This is a genomic window from Anaerosinus sp. (genome assembly GCF_965318445.1).
In genome coordinates this window covers 80,705-97,419 of the sequence record NZ_CBDNNH010000021.1, presented here as the reverse complement: position 1 = coordinate 97,419, position 16,715 = coordinate 80,705, and the positions used below count along the sequence as shown (strand labels likewise).

Below are 16,715 nucleotides of genomic sequence, written 5' to 3'. Positions count from 1 at the left end.
TCTGTAAGGAGTGTTTATAAAAAATGAGAATGATAGTTTCGGGTGGCGGGACAGGTGGACACATCTACCCCGCTATTACTTTGATTAGAATGATAAAGGAAAAAGTGAAAGATTGTGAAGTTTTATATGTAGGAACGGAATTTGGCTTAGAAGCAGATATTGTGCCGAAAGAAAAGATTGCTTTTAAAACAATTCATGTAAAGGGGTTTGCAAGAAAGATTACTACGGAGAATATTAAGGTTTTATGTAAATCAATACATAGTATTTGGGAATCAAAAAAAATTATTAAGGAGTTTAATCCTGATATTGTGATTGGAACGGGTGGATATGTCTGCGGACCAATATTATTGGCAGCAAGCTTAATGGGAATTCCAACGATGATTCAAGAACAAAATGTCATTCCCGGGATTACAAATAAAATTTTAGCAAAATTCGTTCGACATATTGCGGTTGGATATGCAGATTCACAGAAGTATTTTCATTCCGATAAAGTAGTTTTTACTGGAAATCCAGTAAGAAAAGAAGTCTTAACGGCAAGTAGAGAAAATGGAATTGAAAATTTTGCGTTAGATGTAAATAAAAAGACTATTTTAATTTCTGGAGGGAGCCGTGGTGCAAGGAGCATAAATAATGCAATGATTGATGTTCATGCTCATTTTGCAGGAAATAAAGAGATTCAGTTATTACACGTTACAGGAAAAGATGAGTATAATGGAATTATCGCAAAGATTAGACGAAAAAGTATAGATATTGAAAAAGTCGGCAATATTATCATAAAACCTTATTTGTATAATATGCCAGATGCAATAGCTGCTACTGATTTAGCAATTTTTAGAGCTGGGGCAATTGGACTTGCGGAATTAACTGCCAGAGGAATTCCAGCTATCTTGATTCCATACCCATATGCGGCTGAAAACCATCAAGAACATAATGCACTAGCGATGCAAAAGGCTGGTGCGGGAATAATGATTCTTGACAAAGAGCTTACGGGAAAAAAATTGATTGATATTATTAATAATTTGTTACAAGAAGAAGGGAAACTTTCTTTTATGGCGAAAGCTAGTAAGGCATTAGGTAAACCCAATGCAGCAAGTGACATTGCTGATATTGCCATTCAGATGCTTCCTAAAGCGTAACAGATTTCGTTATGTTCGCATAAAATAGAGCACGCATAGATAAAAGAAGTTGACGCACAAGAAAGGGGAGAACGGTTGTTGTTAAAGACAATGAAAAAAATTCATTTTGTCGGTATTGGTGGTGCCGGCATGAGTGCAATTGCAAAAATTTTATTAGAAAAAGGTTATGAAGTTTCCGGTTCAGACTTAAATGAGTCTGAAATCGTTGAAAAATTAAGAGGATTAGGTGCATTTATTTATAAGGGGCATCGAAAAGAAAATATTAAAGAAAAAGATGCGATTGTTGTTTCTACTGCAATTTCTGCAGAAAATCCAGAAGTCGTTGCGGCAAAAGAGGCAGGAATTAAAGTTTTTCATCGTTCTGATATTGTAGCTTTTTTAATGAATCATGCAAAAGGAATTGCTGTTGCTGGTGCGCATGGAAAAACGACAACGACATCTATGGCATCAGTTGTTTTGGATCATACTGGAAAAAGCCCGACGATTATTATTGGTGGAGAAGTTGATTATTTTGGCAGTAATGCAAAACTTGGTGAAAGTGAATATTTAGTAGCTGAAGCTGATGAAAGTGATGGTTCATTTTTGAAATTATCGCCCCAGATGGCGATTGTAACAAATATTGAAAATGACCACATGGACTTTTATGGAAGTATGGAGAATATATTAAAAACATTTAAGCAATTTTTAAATAATCTTCCTAAGGAAAGTGGTTTAGCTATTCTTTGTTTCGATAATGCGCATATTCGTGATATTGCACAGAATCTTGAACGGAAATTTGTGTCTTACGGCATAAATTATCCTGCGGATTATATTGCAAAAAATATTCGTACAAATGGTGCGGGTACATCTTTTGATGTTTATTATCATGAAGAAAAGATGGGAACGATTATGCTCAACATCCCAGGAAAGCATAATATCGAAAATGCTTTAGCTGTGATTGCATTAGGGGATCAAATTGGCTTGTCCATTGAAGAAATTGCAGCAGGACTTCGTTGCTTTAATGGAGCTAAACGACGCTTCCAAACGAAGGGCAGAGTAAAAGATGTATGGATTGTCGATGATTATGCCCATCATCCAACAGAAATAAGCACGACATTAAATGCTGCAAGGCAAACAAATCCCAATCGATTAATTTGTGCATTTCAACCTCATCGTTACACAAGGACTAAATTTTTACGTAAGGAATATGGTTCTTGTTTTGAAGCAGCAGATTTATTAGTTTTAACTGATATTTATTCAGCTGGTGAAGAACCTATTCCGGGGATTAATGGTGAAGTAATAAAGGAAGAGGTTGAGAAGCAAACAGGTAAAGAAGCAGTATATATTGCAAATCGTGAAGATATTGCAGGCTATTTAGAGGCTGTAGTAAAGCCTGGCGATTTAGTTATGAGTATGGGCGCTGGGGACATTTATCGTACGGGTGAGGAACTAGTAGACTTATTAAGTTCAGAAAAGTAATGAAAATTACATAAACAAGTCTGATTCAAAGGCAGTTCTAACTCCCTTGAAGGTAGACGAATAATCCAAGGGCTTATGGAGGTTCTTTACTTCCGCCTAAAGAGGTGGGGTTAGACTTTGTTAGCCAGCGGATATAGGGTGGTTGTACTTTTCTAGGAGGTAGCGGCGATGGAGAAGTTTATCGTCAACGAAGGTAAAGTACAATTAAATGGTCATATTAGAATTGGTGGAGCAAAAAATGCAGCCTTACCAATTATGGCGGCTAGTATATTATGTGCAGGTACTAGTGTTATTCATGATGTTCCTAATTTAAGTGATATAATGTTAATGAAGAGGATTTTGGAATATTTAGGAGCTGAAATTATTTATCAAAATAATACGCTGTTTATAGATGCAAAAGGGATAAATAAAACAGATATACCTGAAAATTTGATGCGAGAAATGCGTGCTTCTATTTTTTTAATGGGAGCGCTTATGGGGCGTTTCCGAACGGCATCAATATTTTATCCAGGTGGATGTGCAATAGGACATCGACCAATTGATTTGCATATAAAAGCATTAGAAAGACTTGGCGCTTTTGTAGATGAGAACCATGGAGTGATTACATTAAGTGCATCTCACTTGGTTGGTGAGAAAATTGTCTTTGATTTTCCCAGTGTTGGAGCCACGGAGAATGCTATTCTTGCTGCGGTTTTGGCAGAAGGAAGAACGATTATTCACAATGCAGCTCGAGAACCTGAAATTGTTGATTTAACAAATTTTTTAATTAAAATGGGTGCTGAAATTCATGGAGCCGGTAATGATACCATTTACATTGATGGTGTCAAAAGATTAAATCCAGTTGAGTATACAATTATGCCCGATAGAATTCAGGCTGGGACTTTTTTGCTGGCTGGTGCAATAACAAATGGTAATGTAGTGATTGAAAATATCACAGTTGAACATTTATTTGCTTTGATTGACAAATTGGCGGAGCTAGGTGCTAGAATTTCATTAGGAAATGACTTTATTAGAATTAAAGCAGAAAAAATATGTGGTATAGATATAAAAACATTACCATTCCCTGGGTTTCCAACTGATTTGCAAGCGCCGATGATGGCTTTACTATGCAAAGCAGAGGGTACGAGTGTTATTACCGAAACTATTTTTGAAAATAGATTTCGACACGTAGATCAGTTAGCTCGTATGGGCGCAAAAATTTTAGTTGAAGGACGTAGTGCTGTGGTTCGGGGTGTAAATACCTTAAAAGGCGCAACGGTTGAAGCTATGGATTTAAGAGCAGGTGGGGCTTTAGTTTTAGCCGCCTTAGGTGCAGAAGGAACTTCTACAATAGAAAATATTAAGCATATTGATCGAGGATATGAAAATTTTGAAATAAATTTGCAAAGTCTAGGTGCTTTAATTATTAGGGCAAAAGACTAAAGGGAGATTTGGATGAATGAAGGAGAAAAAAATTGTTGTACTGATGGGTGGACCTTCGGCTGAACGCGAAGTTTCATTAAATACAGGAAAGGCTATTCTTCAAGCATTAAAAAATAAAGAATATAATGCTGTAGGATTAGAAATTGAACCGACTCGTTTATTTGATCAGTTAAAAGAGTGCAAGTGTGATATTGTATTTAATGCAATTCATGGTAAGTATGGTGAAGACGGATATTTACAAGGGGCTTTAGAGCTCTTGGGAATTCCTTATACAGGATCAGGGGTTTTGGCAAATGCATTAGCAATGGATAAAGTGGTTTCTAAACGCTTATTTGTAGCAGGGAATGTATCCACTCCACGTTTTACCGTGTATGAAAGATCTGATTTATCAGAGAATATTACAAAAGAAATTATTCAAGAATATTCTTTGCCTGTAGTAATTAAGGCATCTACACAAGGTTCTAGTATTGGTGTGAGCATTGTAGAAAATGTAGATGATTTAAAGAGAGCAATAGAAGACTCCTTTAAATATAGTGAACATATTCTTGTTGAAGAGTTTATTCAAGGCAGAGAATTAACTGTTGCTGTATGGGGTGATAAGGAGAAGAGTGCGCTGCCAATTATTGAAATTGTACCTCATTCGGGAAAATATGATTATCGGTCTAAGTATACAAAAGGGGCAACAGATTATATTGTTCCAGCTAAGATTGATGATAACTTAACAGAAAAAATTCAGGCAATGTCATTAAAAACCTTTAAGCTATTGGGATGTAAAGGAATTGCCAGAATAGATGTTATGTTAGGGGCTGATAATGTTCCATATGTGTTGGAAGTCAATACAGTTCCTGGAATGACTGAAACAAGTCTTGTCCCAAAAGCGGCGAAAGCTATTGGTATTTCTTTTGAAGAATTATGTGAAAAATTATTATTGATGGCAACAAAATAATTTTTGGGCTCAACTTTTAGAGTTGAGCCCAATCTTAAAATTAAGATGGTTTTATAAGTTGCTTTATCTATAGTTTTAAGTTATTGTATAATTTAAGTTATTAAATTTATTTGCTCATTTTACGAAACAAAGATTTAATAAAATTACTTGTTTCGGTGTTAGGCTTATAGAATTCTATTTGTTATAAGTGAAACTTAAAGAGCGGTAATTTGTGGATGAATGTGACTGAATTTTAGGTAGAGTTTTAACTCCATCTGAATCAAGTTTTATTTTATTAAGAATCGAGGTGATAAAATGGAGACATCTCGTTTGAATACTGATTCCGTGGCAAAGCAAGGAAAAACGAAACAATTATTTTTAACGTTATTATTTATTTTTATTTTTAGTGTTACATGCTTTTCCTTTATTACATCGGAGATGTTTACGGTTGGAAGTGTTATTGTTGAAGGAAATAAGTATATTGAACAAGATGAAATTTATAAGATTGCAGGTATACCAGAAAACTTAAATATTTTTCGATTGAATACAACAGAAATTCAATTGAAACTAAAAAAAGATTTAAGAATTGCAGATGTTGATGTTACAAGAAAGTTTCCGAGTACGATTCAAATTAATGTTACAGAGAGAATGCCAATTGCTTGTATTGCATGTGAGTATGGTTTTGTAGAAGTGGACAAACATGGAATTGTGTTAACTGCATATAAAAATTTAAAAACGATTCACATCCCAATGCTTACAGGGATTAGTTTAAGTGGATTATACGTTGGAGACTCAGTAGAGCAACCTGATATAAAACAGACTTTGGTATATTTGGCAATGTTAAATGAGGCAACGTTAAATCAGATTTCGGAAATCAATTTAGCAAATAATCAACAAATTGTAGCTTATACGAATAATGCAGTTCAAGTGCGTATTGGGAGTATGGATAGGGTAGAAGAAAAAGCAAAAGTTACTGAAGAATTTCTGCAAGAATTAAAGCAAACGAATTTAGCAATAGAATATATTGATTTAACTTTTGCTTCGCCATTTATAAAATTCAAACAATAGTTAAGGAGGAGTAAAATGTTGCCAATAAGACAGGGGCAGGCGGCAATTGCGTTGGTTTGTGTGGTTTTAGGACTGATGCTGGCTGTTCAATTTAGAACAACGCAAGATATCCGCTCAACGGTTCCTTTTCAAAGAATAGAAGATTTATCGCAGAGACTTTTGCAAGCAGAAAAGGAAAGAGATTTGCTTTTAGAAGAAGTTGAAAGCTTAAAAAGAAGTTCGAGTAAAGAAGTTCAATCGGGTGAAATAGAGAGCTTAAAAATGGGAGCTGGATTACTTGCAGTTGATGGACCAGGGGTTGTAGTTACAATTGATGATAGTAAGAGACAAACGAAAACAGGTGAAAATCCGAACTTATATTTAATTCATGATGATGATATTTTAAAGGTTATTAATGAATTATGGGCTGCTGGTGCAGAGGTAATTTCGATTAATGAGCAGCGTTTAATTTCTAGTTCTGAGATACGTTGTGCTGGGCCTACTTTATCAGTGAATAATACAAGATACTCACCTCCTTATGAAATTCGTGCGATTGGGGATAAGAAAAATTTAGAAAATTCCTTAAAAATGCGCGGAGGTGTAGTGGAAACTTTACAATTTTGGGGAATTCAAGTAAATATTAAACCAGAGGAAAATATTCATGTTCCTGCATATAAAGGCACATATCATTTTTCTTATGCGCAACCGGTAAAGGAGGAAAAGTAAAATGACGTTACCTATTGTTGGACTTATTATTGGGATTATTATTGGGACGTTATCTCAAATTACAATTCCTCAGGAATATGCGAAATTATTTTCAGTTGCATTGTTGGCATCGTTGGATTCAGTGTTCGGTGGGCTTAGAGCAGCTGCGGAAGAAAAATTTGATAATACGGTGTTTATTACAGGATTTTTTACTAATGCATTAATGGCTGCAGTTTTAGTTTATATCGGAGATAGATTAGGGATAGATCTTTATTATGTGGCAATGCTGGCATTTGGATTACGCATATTTCAAAACTTGGCAATTATTAGACGTTATTTTTTAAAGAAATGATCGGTTTTCTAAGACTTTTATCCTAATAATAAAATTTTTAAAAAATTTTTATAACAGATAAAGGGAATCAGGAAATTGTGTTGAATTTTAAGTATTGTAGTGTAGTTTTGTTCTATTTTAAATGTACGAAAGTTTTATTTTAAGGTATATTTATGATGGTTTATACTAGGTGATTTAGTATAAAGCGTTTAATAAAAGACCTTGTTTTCGGAGAAGGAATAGAAAATTATGTTGTATTTATAATGTCTACTTGGATGAGGAGGAACGTGCAGTGATTGAGTTAGATAACGATCTAAATCAGTTTGCCAAAATTAAAGTAATCGGTGTTGGTGGTGGTGGAAATAATGCTGTAAATCGCATGATTTCTTCAGGCCTACAAGGTGTTGAATTTATAGCAGTAAATACAGATGCACAAGCATTGCTTCATGCAATGGCGCCACAAAGAATTCAAATCGGTGAAAAACTAACAAAAGGGTTAGGAGCAGGGGCAAATCCAGAAATTGGTGAAAAGGCGGCGCAAGAAAGTCGCGAAGAGATTATGCAAGCTTTAAAGGGTGCAGATATGGTATTTGTCACAGCTGGTATGGGAGGCGGAACAGGAACGGGAGCGGCTCCTGTTGTCGCTGAATGTGCTAGAGAATTAGGTGCTTTAACTGTTGGTGTAGTAACAAAACCATTTTCGTTTGAAGGTCGGAGACGTCTTAAACAAGCTGAAATGGGGACTGCAAATTTAAAAGAAAAAGTAGATACGATTATTACAATTCCGAATGATCGTTTATTGCAAGTTATTGATAAAAAAACATCAATGATGGATGCCTTTTCAATTGCAGATGACGTTTTGCGTCAAGGTGTTCAAGGTATTTCTGATTTAATTGCTGTGCCAGGTTTAATTAACCTTGATTTTGCTGATATAAATTCTGTTATGAATAATGCTGGTTCTGCGCTTATGGGAATCGGTGTTGGTAAAGGCGAAAATGCTGCTGTTTCTGCTGCACAAGCGGCAATTAATAGCCCATTACTCGAAACCTCAATCCAAGGTGCAAGAGGTGTATTATATAATATTTGTGGTGGCCCGAATTTAACTTTATTTGAAGTAAATGAAGCATCGCAAATTATTCAAGATGCTGCACATGAAGAAGCGAATATTATCTTTGGTTCATCTATTGATGAATCTCTAGAAGATGAGGTTCGTGTTACTGTTATTGCTACTGGATTTGATGAAATCGTTCCACAAAAAGCAACGGTAAGTACTAGTCCAGCCGCTGAAGGAAAGAAAATTCAACAGCCTAAATTAGAGATGCCAGAATTACCAAGCTGGTTACAAAGAAGATAAATCTATCTTATTTTGCTTCTTAAATTTAAGGTGTTAAGAGATGCTAAGGTTGTCGTATTAACTCAGACAGCTATAGCATCTCTTATTGTTTGCTTTTATAAAGTATGATTCTTGGGATATAGAGAAAATAATTTTGTTGAAAAAAGAAAATACTAATAAGTGAAAATATTTGATTAACCAAATATTTTCTAGTCAATATATCTATTTTATGATAAAATAATAAAGCTATATTTCGTATAAGGCAGTGATGCAATTGAAGAAAATTTTAGTTTTGCATGGACCTAATCTAAATTTATTAGGCAAACGTGAACCACATATTTATGGTTCTACAACTTTAGATGATATTAATGAAGGGTTAAGAAAAAAATGTAACGAGTTGGGAATCTTGTTTGAATCTGTACAAAGCAATTATGAAGGTGTTTTAGTAGATAAAATTCAAGCCGCAGATGGAGATTATAATTGCATTATTATTAATGCTGCGGCATTTACCCATTATAGTATCGCTTTGCGTGATGCTTTAGCTGCAATTCGTGTCCCAGCGATTGAGGTTCACTTATCTAATATTCATAAGCGAGAAGAGTTTCGACATCATTCCGTTATAGCTCCTGTTGTTGTTGGACAAATTTGTGGATTTGGCAGTGATAGCTATTTTGTTGCATTAGAAGCTGCTTGCCGAATTATGTATAGGGAGGCGGGCGAATGAATGCTCGTTTAAGTAATTTAAGAGATTTTCTGTTTAAAGAAAATTTAGATGCAATCGTTATTAATAAACCAGAGAATAGAAGATATTTTAGTGGATTTACAGGAACTTCTGGAATATTGCTAATTAGTGCCAAAACGTCAGATTTAATTACTGACTTTCGTTATGTTGAACAAGCAACTAAACAAGCAACTTGTTTTAAAATTATTGAACATAAGCAGAGTATTATAGAAATACTAGCTGAAGTTATACAAAGAAATGGTTTTGCTAAGATTGGTTTCGAAGGTGATTTTTTTACTTATAATGAATTTGCCCAATTAGCTAAAGTAACACATGATATTCAATTAAAACCGGTTGAGCTTGATGCCTTGCGATCAGTAAAGGATAAATTAGAAATAGATGACTTAAAAAAGGCTGTAGAAATTAGTGATAAAGCTTTTGAATATATTTTATCTTTTATTAAACCGGGCATATCAGAACTGGAAGTTGCTGTTGAATTAGAAAATTATATGCGCAAATTAGGGTCGCAAAAGCCAGCTTTTGACACAATTGTTGCTTCTGGAATACGAAGTAGTTTACCTCATGGTGTTGCATCAGAAAAGAAAATTGATGATGGTGATTTTGTAACAATGGATTTTGGCGCTGTTTTCAATGGATATCATTCTGATATAACAAGAACTGTTTGTGTAGGTAAGGCAACGGCAAAGCAAAAAGATATTTATCAACTTGTTTTAGATGCACATTTAGCTGGTGAAGCGGCGATTAGTATCCATAAAACAGGTAAAGAAATAGATAATAAAGTAAGACAAATTATCATTAATGCTGGTTATGGTAAATACTTTGGACATGGATTAGGACATGGCGTTGGGCTTGCAATTCATGAATTTCCACGTTTATCACCATTAAGCACGTGTGGTAAGTTACGTGAAAATATGGTAGTTACCGTTGAACCGGGAGTGTACTTACCTAATTGGGGTGGAGTGCGAATTGAAGATACTGTTGTGGTTACTGCAAATGGTTGTGAAGTTTTAACCAAAAGTAGTAAACACTTAATAGAATTATAATAAACCCATAATATGGGATGTGGAGGGCTTAAGTAATGATATCTAGTAGTGATTTTAGAACAGGTTTAACTCTTGAAATTGATAATGCTGTATGGCAAATTGTTGATTTCCAACATGTAAAACCTGGTAAAGGTGCTGCGTTTGTAAGAACTAAAATTAAAAATGTTAAAACTGGTGCAGTCGTTGAACGTACGTTTAACCCAAATGAAAAATTGCCTAAAGCGCATCTTGAAAATCGTGCAATGCAATTTTTGTATGAAAATGATGGTATGTATACATTTATGGATAATGAAACTTACGATCAAACAGAACTTACAAAAGAGCAACTTGGCGATGCTTTAAAATTTTTAAAAGAAAATATGGACATTAGTTTACAAACTTTTAAAGGTAGTATTATTGGCGTCGATTTACCAAATTCTGTTGAGTTAGAAGTAGTAGAATGCGATCCTGGTGTACGTGGTGATACAGCAACAGGTGCAACAAAAATGGCAAAACTTGAGACTGGCTATTCTGTTCGTGTTCCTTTATTTATCAATCAAGGTGATGTATTACGTATTGATACTCGTACAGGAAATTATATCGAAAGAGCATAAGCGATGCTTTTCAGAATTAAAAAGCTGTCATAAAATAATTTTTATGACAGCTTTTTTGTTTTTAGCATAGAACCTGGTTTTTTAAGCATAATACAATTAGAATCCGTTATATGTGCTAAAAGGAGGTTTTGATATGTCTGGAATTAAAGAACGTGTTGCTTATTTACATGGATTAACAAAAGGTTTAAATGTAGATGAACATACACCAGAAGGAAAAGTATTATTAAATATTATCGATGTTCTTAATGATATGGCAGAAGATGTTGAGGATATTTATTTACAACAACAAGATTTAGAAAGCTATGTAGAAACGTTAGATGAAGATTTGAACGATTTAGAAGATGAAGTGTATGATTCAAATTGTATTTGTGAAGATGATCTTATAGAAATGCAATGTCCGGTATGTCATGAAGACGTGTCTTTTGAGGCTGATATACTTGATGCAAAAGAAGATATTGAAGTTACCTGCCCGCATTGTGGCGGTGTTGTTTATGACACAATGATTGATTGCGACTATTCAGAAGTTCATGAAGAAGATGATTATGATAATCATTACGGTTCTCATCATCCTGGATTATAATAAAGTAGTTGTTTTATAAAATAAAATATTGTTTTAAAAGAGGGCATGAAATATTTTTCATGCCCTCTTTTAATAGTTGTACTATTTTTTTTAGTATTTGCATATTTATAGTAGAAAGATGATATAAGACTAGAGGAGACTTTATGTTTTTTACAGAGATTATACATCGTTATTTGCCTAATAATTTAATAGAACTATTAATGTTAGTAGATAAATGCATATTAGAAGATGTAATTGAGATTAGATTGAGGGTTAATCAACCGGTTTTGTTGATTGTACCGGCAATGGAGTTGGTGTTAAAGTCAAATGGTAACAGTTATATTTGTAAATGTTCAGACTTACAAAAAATTATGCAAATGATAAGTAAAAATTCCATTTATGCTTTAGAAGAGGAATTGAAATTGGGATTTATTACAATTGAAGGTGGTCATAGAGTTGGATTTGTAGGAAAAGCAATTATGGATCATGGACATATTAAAGCTTTAAAAAATATTAGTTCATTAAATTTTAGAATTGCCAAAAGTGTGATTCATTGTGCACAGCCAATAATCCCATATTTAATAAAAGAAAGCCATGTTTTAAATACTTTAATCGTCGCACCGCCACGGGCGGGGAAAACTACTTTATTGCGAGACTTAATAAGAAATTTTAGTAATGGATGTTCTTTTTTTAAAGGTGTACAAGTTGGGGTAGTTGATGAAAGGAGCGAATTAGCAGCTGTAAGAGATGGAGTACCGTGTATGGATATAGGGATGCGAACTGATATTTTAGATGGATGTCCAAAGGCAGAGGGCATCTTAATGTTAATTAGAACTATGGCACCTGCTGTAATTGTTACAGATGAATTGGGAAGAAAAGAGGATGTCGTTGCATTAGAAGAAGCACTACATGCAGGGGTAAGTGTAATATCTACAGTGCATGGAAGTTCTATATCTGATATAGCAAATAGGCCTTATATTTCAGATTTAATTCGGCAACGTTATTTTGAACGTTATATAATTTTGACGAATAGACCATCCATTGGAACGGTAAAGGAAATTATTGATGCAAAAACTGAAGCGGCGATATTTTCAATATAAAGGTTGGTGATTTCATGTGGTTTAAAATTGCTGGCAGTATTTTTATTTTATTTTCGTGTACATATTTTGGGTTATATTTAGCAAAACAATGTCAAAATAGAGCAAGGCACATACGGCAAATTTTAAGTTGTATTGTATCGCTAAAAGGATATATGACTTACGGAGCAGTTCCTTTATCTGAGGGGATTGCGGATTGTAGTAAAGGGATAGAAGGCATAACGGCAGATTTTTTTTCGGATTTTTCTAAAAGATTGCAAGAGGATTACACGCTTACACCTAAGGGCGCAATTATACAAACACTTTCTGTTTATGAAAAAAAATTGGCATTGAATCAAGAGGATAAAGAAGTTCTGATTCTTTTTGCTAGTCAGTTGGGAATTATGGATAGAATTGAACAAGAAAAGTATTTAACAATGATTGAAAAAAGACTTGATTTCTTAGCCGGTGAAGCTGCTAGAAATTGTGATGCAAATTGTAAAATGTATCGATATCTAGGGTTATGCAGCGGCTTATTAATTATTCTAATGTTGATTTAGGAGCCTTGGAGGGGTGAGGATGGGATTAGATTTATTATTTAAGATTGCAGGCGTTGGGATTTTAGTATCTGTATTCCATACTGCATTAAAACAAGCAGGGAAAGAAGATATGGCACACTTATGCACATTGGCTGGATTTACTTTAGTTTTACTTTGGGTTGTTGAACTCTTGGGGCGTTTATTTCACACAGTACAAGATGTTTTTAAGCTCTTATAACTCGGAAAAAGATTTTCCCGCCTCTATAGGTGGAGGCATAATTGTAATTAACAGGCGGTGAGCATATATCTCCCGCCTCGTTGAAACGTTGAGTGGCAGGTTTTCCAGAGGAAAACTTTGAACAATGACGTTATAAGAGGTGTAGCTATGGGAATAGTGCAAATTATTGGTTTAGGATTTATTGTTACATTATTAATTCTCGTTATTCGCAGGGATAGACCGGAAATGGCTGTTCAATTAAGTTTGGCACTAGCTGCAATAATTTTTCTATTAGTATTAAGCAAAATCGATGTAGTTTTAACATTGTTTCGCGACCTAGCGGAAAAGGCGCAAATTAGCTCGCTATACTTAAATACTCTTTTAAAGATTATTGGAATTGCTTACATCACTGAGTTTGGTGCACAAGTTTGTCGTGATGCAGGAGAAGGAGCGGTTGCAAGTAAAATTGAGTTTGCAGGAAAAGTATTTGTAATGGTCATGGCAGTTCCAATTATTGCTTTAGTTTTAGATACTATTGTAAAACTAATACCATAGGGTGATAAAATGAAAAAATTTTTTACCATAATTCTTTATTTTTTTCTTTTTACAACGAACGTATATGCTGAAGAAGTAGTAAATAGCGATGAAATAGAGTCTGAGGTCTTTTCAACCTTATCTACGGATGCAGTAAATCATTTTATAGATGATATAAATAAAGATTTAACAGTGACGGTTCCCTCATTGGATATAGCGACAATTAAGAAAATTGCAGAAAAAGGGCTTGATCTTGATTTTACAGGTATTGGCAATGATATCATGCGAAAAATTTTTCATGAAATAGTAACGAATGCAGAAATTATGGGAAAATTACTTTTTCTAGCTGTACTTTGTACATTGCTTAGAAATTTGCAAAATTCTTTTGAAAATTCATCTATTGCAATGTTGGCGTATAGCGTGTGTTTTGTATTTTTATCCGTTATTGCGTTAACGGCATTTTATCATGCATTGCAAATTGCTGCGAAAACAATAGACAGTATGGTTACTTTTATGGAAGCTATATTACCTTTGATGATCACGTTACTTGCGGGAGTAGGAGCGTTAACTTCTGCTTCACTATTTTCTCCATTGATGGTTATTGTAGTAGGTATGATTAGTAATTTAGTAAAAACGGTAGTTTTTCCGCTTCTTATGATTAGTGCAGGTTTAGAATGTACAAATTATATTGCTGATAAATATAAATTAAGTAATCTTACATCGCTGCTAAAACAAAGTAGTATGGTTTGTTTAGGGTTTATGATGGTTGTGTTTATTGGAATTATAACTATTCAAGGCGTGACAGGGGGTGTCGCAGATGGATTGACTTTACGTACTGCAAAATTTGCAACAGCATCGTTTATCCCTGTGGTTGGTAAAGTTTTTGCTGATACAGTTGAATTAGCTATGGGGGCGGCATTGCTCATCAAAAACTCTATAGGAATTTTTGGAGTAGTTGTAATTATAATGATTTGTTTATTGCCAATGATAAAAATGTTTTCTTTGGTGTTGATTATAAAAGTTACAGGAGCTTTAATTCAGCCAATGGGGGACGAGCGAATGGCAAAATGCTTAATGTCGATAGGCAACCATTTGTTATTGGCAGCGGGAGCTTTGCTAACAGTAGTTCTTATGTTTTTTTTAGCGATTACAATGATTGTTGGAATAGGGAGCATGGCTGTAATGCTTAGATAAGTAGAGTGATTTTACAAAACTTTATTTTGCAACAATACAAATTGCTTCAAAGATATCTTACTCTAATTTCAGCATTATCGGATAAAGGTAGGTGGTAGTAATGATACAAGCAATTTCTGAATGGGCAAAAAATTTAATTTTTCTTGTTGTATTTGCTACTTTTTTAGAGATGCTTTTACCGAGCAGTCAAATGCAAAAATTTTTGCGTGTAATTGTTGGTTTGTTAATCATGATGGCTATTTTAAATCCTATTGTTAATTTATTTGAAGATATTGAGTCAGGACAGGATATTCCTGTGTTTAAACAGGATAATTTCTCAGCTAAATATGAAATAAGGCAAGATGAGCACATGTATATTAAAATTTATGAAAAAGAATTAGCTCGCCAGATAAAGTCTACAATAAAATCTTTAGAAGGCATTCAAAATGTAGATGTAATTGTACATGCAGATAAAAATGTTAAGCAGGGAAAAGTCGAAAGTGTTGAAATTATGATTCAGCAGCAAGGAAAAGGGTCGAATATAAAACCAATTCATATTCGAATGCAAGAAAATAATGAAATAGAAAAACTAGATGAAAAAACTGAAAAAAAAGTTTTGCATACGGTATCTGAACTTTATCAGATTCCTTTAGAAATTATTAAAATACAGGTTATGTAAGGAGGATTTAGATGAGCGGGATTTTAAGTAAATGGAGAAATATAAATGAGCAGTATTTTATGCCTATATTAAAAGGAAATATATTCAATATGCGCGTTGTTTGGGTTGGGGTTATTGGTATTTTGTTATTAATTTTAGGTAATGTTTTAAATGGACAAACAAATCTGGAGGAAAAAGAAAATACAAATCTAAAGACTCCTGTAATTAATCAATCCGCACCATTAAATGAAGAGCAAATAATAGAAAATAAAATTGTACAGTTGTTGTCAAAGGTTAAAGGGGCTGGAAATGTTGCTGTTAGTGTTACTTTAGAAGGGGGATCATCTAAAGAAACTGCACAAAATATAACGAAAGAAACAAAAACAACTGAAGAAAAGGATACTTCGGGCGGAATTAGAATGACAACAGAATCTAAAGAGAGTAACCAAATTTTAATGAGTAAAGAAAATGGAATGGATAAAGCGATTGTAATAAGAGAAGTTAAGCCGGAAATAAAAGGCGTAATGGTAGTAGCTGATGGAGCGGTAAATTCTAATATAAAAGCTGATTTAACAAAAGCCGTTGCTACGGGACTTGGGATTGCAAGCTATAAAATTACTGTATTACCAAAGCAAAAGTGAGGGTTTAGTGGATGATTATTGAGTTGAAAAAACATAAAAATTATATAATAATTGTATGCTTCTTTATTTTATTGGGAATTCTCTATATAATTAGAAATATTGAGTATATGAGAAATGCAAAAGCCGATTCATCAAATGCCGTTCAAGTGGTTAGCAAAATAGAGGAAGAACCTTTAAATAATGTGGATTTTTTTATGGAATACCGACTAGAGCGGGATAAAATGCGTAGTGAACAGTCAGATGTTCTTAGGGAATCAATTAAAAATGGTCAGACTGAAGAAATTCGGAAAAATGCGCAGGCAAATATCTTGAAAATTCTACAGGAAAAAGAGCGGGAAAATGAAATGGAGAGTTTAATTAGGGCAAAAGGTTTTTCTGATGCATTAGTTTTTTGCCGGGATAGTTCAGCTAGCATTTTAGTTAGGGGGAGCACTTTATCACAAAACGAAGTAATGCAAGTCGCTGATATAGTGAGTAGAATCGGCAATATAAAAAAAGAAAATATAACAATCAGTGTAAAAGAATAAGAAAAAGCTAAGCTCTAATTGTAACTGTAATATTTTTTTGTTATAATTTAGTTAGG

Annotated in this window: 20 protein-coding genes; all 20 read left to right on the top strand. The window is 33.9% G+C overall.

Annotation, left to right across the window (positions count from 1 at the left end; translation table 11 throughout):
• Positions 1-23 precede the first annotated feature (23 nt).
• Positions 24-1,136 carry an undecaprenyldiphospho-muramoylpentapeptide beta-N-acetylglucosaminyltransferase gene (gene murG, locus ACWZFG_RS10970; RefSeq protein WP_455577630.1) on the top strand — a complete coding sequence of 371 codons (1,113 nt, stop codon included), beginning with the start codon at positions 24-26 and terminating at the stop codon, positions 1,134-1,136.
• Positions 1,137-1,214: 78 nt separating this feature from the next.
• Positions 1,215-2,594, top strand: coding sequence for a UDP-N-acetylmuramate--L-alanine ligase (gene murC, locus ACWZFG_RS10965; RefSeq protein ID WP_177505758.1), 1,380 nt, complete (start codon positions 1,215-1,217; stop codon positions 2,592-2,594).
• Positions 2,595-2,762: 168 nt separating this feature from the next.
• Positions 2,763-4,016 carry a UDP-N-acetylglucosamine 1-carboxyvinyltransferase gene (murA, locus tag ACWZFG_RS10960; RefSeq protein ID WP_147670760.1) on the top strand — a complete coding sequence of 418 codons (1,254 nt, stop codon included), beginning with the start codon at positions 2,763-2,765 and terminating at the stop codon, positions 4,014-4,016.
• A gap of 16 nt (positions 4,017-4,032) precedes the next feature.
• Complete coding sequence (locus ACWZFG_RS10955; RefSeq protein WP_177505759.1) at positions 4,033-4,962, top strand: D-alanine--D-alanine ligase family protein; 930 nt, start codon at positions 4,033-4,035, stop codon at positions 4,960-4,962.
• 309 nt (positions 4,963-5,271) lie between these two features.
• The gene (locus tag ACWZFG_RS10950; protein ID WP_309320718.1) at positions 5,272-6,009 is read left to right on the top strand and encodes a cell division protein FtsQ/DivIB; all 738 of its coding nucleotides are present in this window, start codon (positions 5,272-5,274) and stop codon (positions 6,007-6,009) included.
• Positions 6,010-6,024: 15 nt separating this feature from the next.
• On the top strand, positions 6,025-6,714 hold the full coding sequence (locus ACWZFG_RS10945; protein ID WP_147670754.1) for a DUF881 domain-containing protein: 690 nt from the start codon (positions 6,025-6,027) through the stop codon (positions 6,712-6,714).
• 1 nt (position 6,715) lies between these two features.
• The gene (locus ACWZFG_RS10940; RefSeq protein ID WP_147670752.1) at positions 6,716-7,045 is read left to right on the top strand and encodes a small basic family protein; all 330 of its coding nucleotides are present in this window, start codon (positions 6,716-6,718) and stop codon (positions 7,043-7,045) included.
• Between the two features lie 271 nt (positions 7,046-7,316).
• A complete protein-coding gene (ftsZ, locus tag ACWZFG_RS10935; RefSeq protein ID WP_147670750.1) occupies positions 7,317-8,378 on the top strand; it encodes a cell division protein FtsZ in 1,062 nt (353 codons plus the stop codon).
• 253 nt (positions 8,379-8,631) lie between these two features.
• Complete coding sequence (aroQ, locus tag ACWZFG_RS10930; protein WP_455577629.1) at positions 8,632-9,081, top strand: type II 3-dehydroquinate dehydratase; 450 nt, start codon at positions 8,632-8,634, stop codon at positions 9,079-9,081.
• Positions 9,078-10,142, top strand: coding sequence for a M24 family metallopeptidase (locus ACWZFG_RS10925; protein ID WP_455577628.1), 1,065 nt, complete (start codon positions 9,078-9,080; stop codon positions 10,140-10,142). Before aroQ ends, ACWZFG_RS10925 begins: the two co-directional genes overlap by 4 nt.
• 35 nt (positions 10,143-10,177) lie before the next feature.
• Positions 10,178-10,735 carry an elongation factor P gene (gene efp, locus ACWZFG_RS10920; RefSeq protein WP_147670744.1) on the top strand — a complete coding sequence of 186 codons (558 nt, stop codon included), beginning with the start codon at positions 10,178-10,180 and terminating at the stop codon, positions 10,733-10,735.
• Positions 10,736-10,868: 133 nt separating this feature from the next.
• Complete coding sequence (locus ACWZFG_RS10915; RefSeq protein WP_455577627.1) at positions 10,869-11,315, top strand: CD1247 N-terminal domain-containing protein; 447 nt, start codon at positions 10,869-10,871, stop codon at positions 11,313-11,315.
• Between the two features lie 143 nt (positions 11,316-11,458).
• On the top strand, positions 11,459-12,394 hold the full coding sequence (gene spoIIIAA / locus ACWZFG_RS10910; RefSeq protein ID WP_177505762.1) for a stage III sporulation protein AA: 936 nt from the start codon (positions 11,459-11,461) through the stop codon (positions 12,392-12,394).
• Between the two features lie 14 nt (positions 12,395-12,408).
• The gene (locus ACWZFG_RS10905; RefSeq protein ID WP_177505763.1) at positions 12,409-12,930 is read left to right on the top strand and encodes a stage III sporulation protein AB; all 522 of its coding nucleotides are present in this window, start codon (positions 12,409-12,411) and stop codon (positions 12,928-12,930) included.
• 19 nt (positions 12,931-12,949) lie between these two features.
• Positions 12,950-13,147, top strand: a complete 198-nt coding sequence (gene spoIIIAC, locus ACWZFG_RS10900) for a stage III sporulation protein AC (RefSeq protein WP_147670735.1) — start codon at positions 12,950-12,952, stop codon at positions 13,145-13,147.
• A gap of 147 nt (positions 13,148-13,294) precedes the next feature.
• Positions 13,295-13,681, top strand: a complete 387-nt coding sequence (spoIIIAD, locus tag ACWZFG_RS10895; RefSeq protein WP_147670733.1) for a stage III sporulation protein AD — start codon at positions 13,295-13,297, stop codon at positions 13,679-13,681.
• A gap of 9 nt (positions 13,682-13,690) precedes the next feature.
• Positions 13,691-14,854: a stage III sporulation protein AE gene (gene spoIIIAE, locus ACWZFG_RS10890; protein WP_177505764.1), complete on the top strand. Its 1,164-nt coding sequence runs from the start codon at positions 13,691-13,693 to the stop codon at positions 14,852-14,854.
• 100 nt (positions 14,855-14,954) lie between these two features.
• Positions 14,955-15,512, top strand: coding sequence for a stage III sporulation protein AF (spoIIIAF, locus tag ACWZFG_RS10885; protein ID WP_177505765.1), 558 nt, complete (start codon positions 14,955-14,957; stop codon positions 15,510-15,512).
• 11 nt (positions 15,513-15,523) lie between these two features.
• The gene (locus ACWZFG_RS10880) at positions 15,524-16,132 is read left to right on the top strand and encodes a hypothetical protein (protein ID WP_177505766.1); all 609 of its coding nucleotides are present in this window, start codon (positions 15,524-15,526) and stop codon (positions 16,130-16,132) included.
• A 107-nt stretch (positions 16,133-16,239) separates the two neighbouring features.
• Positions 16,240-16,659: a SpoIIIAH-like family protein gene (locus tag ACWZFG_RS10875; RefSeq protein WP_455577626.1), complete on the top strand. Its 420-nt coding sequence runs from the start codon at positions 16,240-16,242 to the stop codon at positions 16,657-16,659.
• Positions 16,660-16,715: the final 56 nt, after the last annotated feature.

Bases quoted from the DNA above. Each gene is read 5' to 3' on its own strand.
- murG (WP_455577630.1), top strand. From the start codon at position 24: ATGAGAATGATAGTTTCGGGTGGCGGGACAGGTGGACACATCTACCCC.
- murA (WP_147670760.1), top strand. From the start codon at position 2,763: ATGGAGAAGTTTATCGTCAACGAAGGTAAAGTACAATTAAATGGTCAT.
- ACWZFG_RS10955 (WP_177505759.1), top strand. From the start codon at position 4,033: ATGAAGGAGAAAAAAATTGTTGTACTGATGGGTGGACCTTCGGCTGAA.
- ACWZFG_RS10945 (WP_147670754.1), top strand. From the start codon at position 6,025: ATGTTGCCAATAAGACAGGGGCAGGCGGCAATTGCGTTGGTTTGTGTG.
- ACWZFG_RS10940 (WP_147670752.1), top strand. From the start codon at position 6,716: ATGACGTTACCTATTGTTGGACTTATTATTGGGATTATTATTGGGACG.
- ACWZFG_RS10925 (WP_455577628.1), top strand. From the start codon at position 9,078: ATGAATGCTCGTTTAAGTAATTTAAGAGATTTTCTGTTTAAAGAAAAT.
- efp (WP_147670744.1), top strand. From the start codon at position 10,178: ATGATATCTAGTAGTGATTTTAGAACAGGTTTAACTCTTGAAATTGAT.
- ACWZFG_RS10915 (WP_455577627.1), top strand. From the start codon at position 10,869: ATGTCTGGAATTAAAGAACGTGTTGCTTATTTACATGGATTAACAAAA.
- spoIIIAA (WP_177505762.1), top strand. From the start codon at position 11,459: ATGTTTTTTACAGAGATTATACATCGTTATTTGCCTAATAATTTAATA.
- ACWZFG_RS10905 (WP_177505763.1), top strand. From the start codon at position 12,409: ATGTGGTTTAAAATTGCTGGCAGTATTTTTATTTTATTTTCGTGTACA.
- spoIIIAC (WP_147670735.1), top strand. From the start codon at position 12,950: ATGGGATTAGATTTATTATTTAAGATTGCAGGCGTTGGGATTTTAGTA.
- spoIIIAD (WP_147670733.1), top strand. From the start codon at position 13,295: ATGGGAATAGTGCAAATTATTGGTTTAGGATTTATTGTTACATTATTA.
- spoIIIAE (WP_177505764.1), top strand. From the start codon at position 13,691: ATGAAAAAATTTTTTACCATAATTCTTTATTTTTTTCTTTTTACAACG.
- spoIIIAF (WP_177505765.1), top strand. From the start codon at position 14,955: ATGATACAAGCAATTTCTGAATGGGCAAAAAATTTAATTTTTCTTGTT.
- ACWZFG_RS10880 (WP_177505766.1), top strand. From the start codon at position 15,524: ATGAGCGGGATTTTAAGTAAATGGAGAAATATAAATGAGCAGTATTTT.
- ACWZFG_RS10875 (WP_455577626.1), top strand. From the start codon at position 16,240: ATGAGAAATGCAAAAGCCGATTCATCAAATGCCGTTCAAGTGGTTAGC.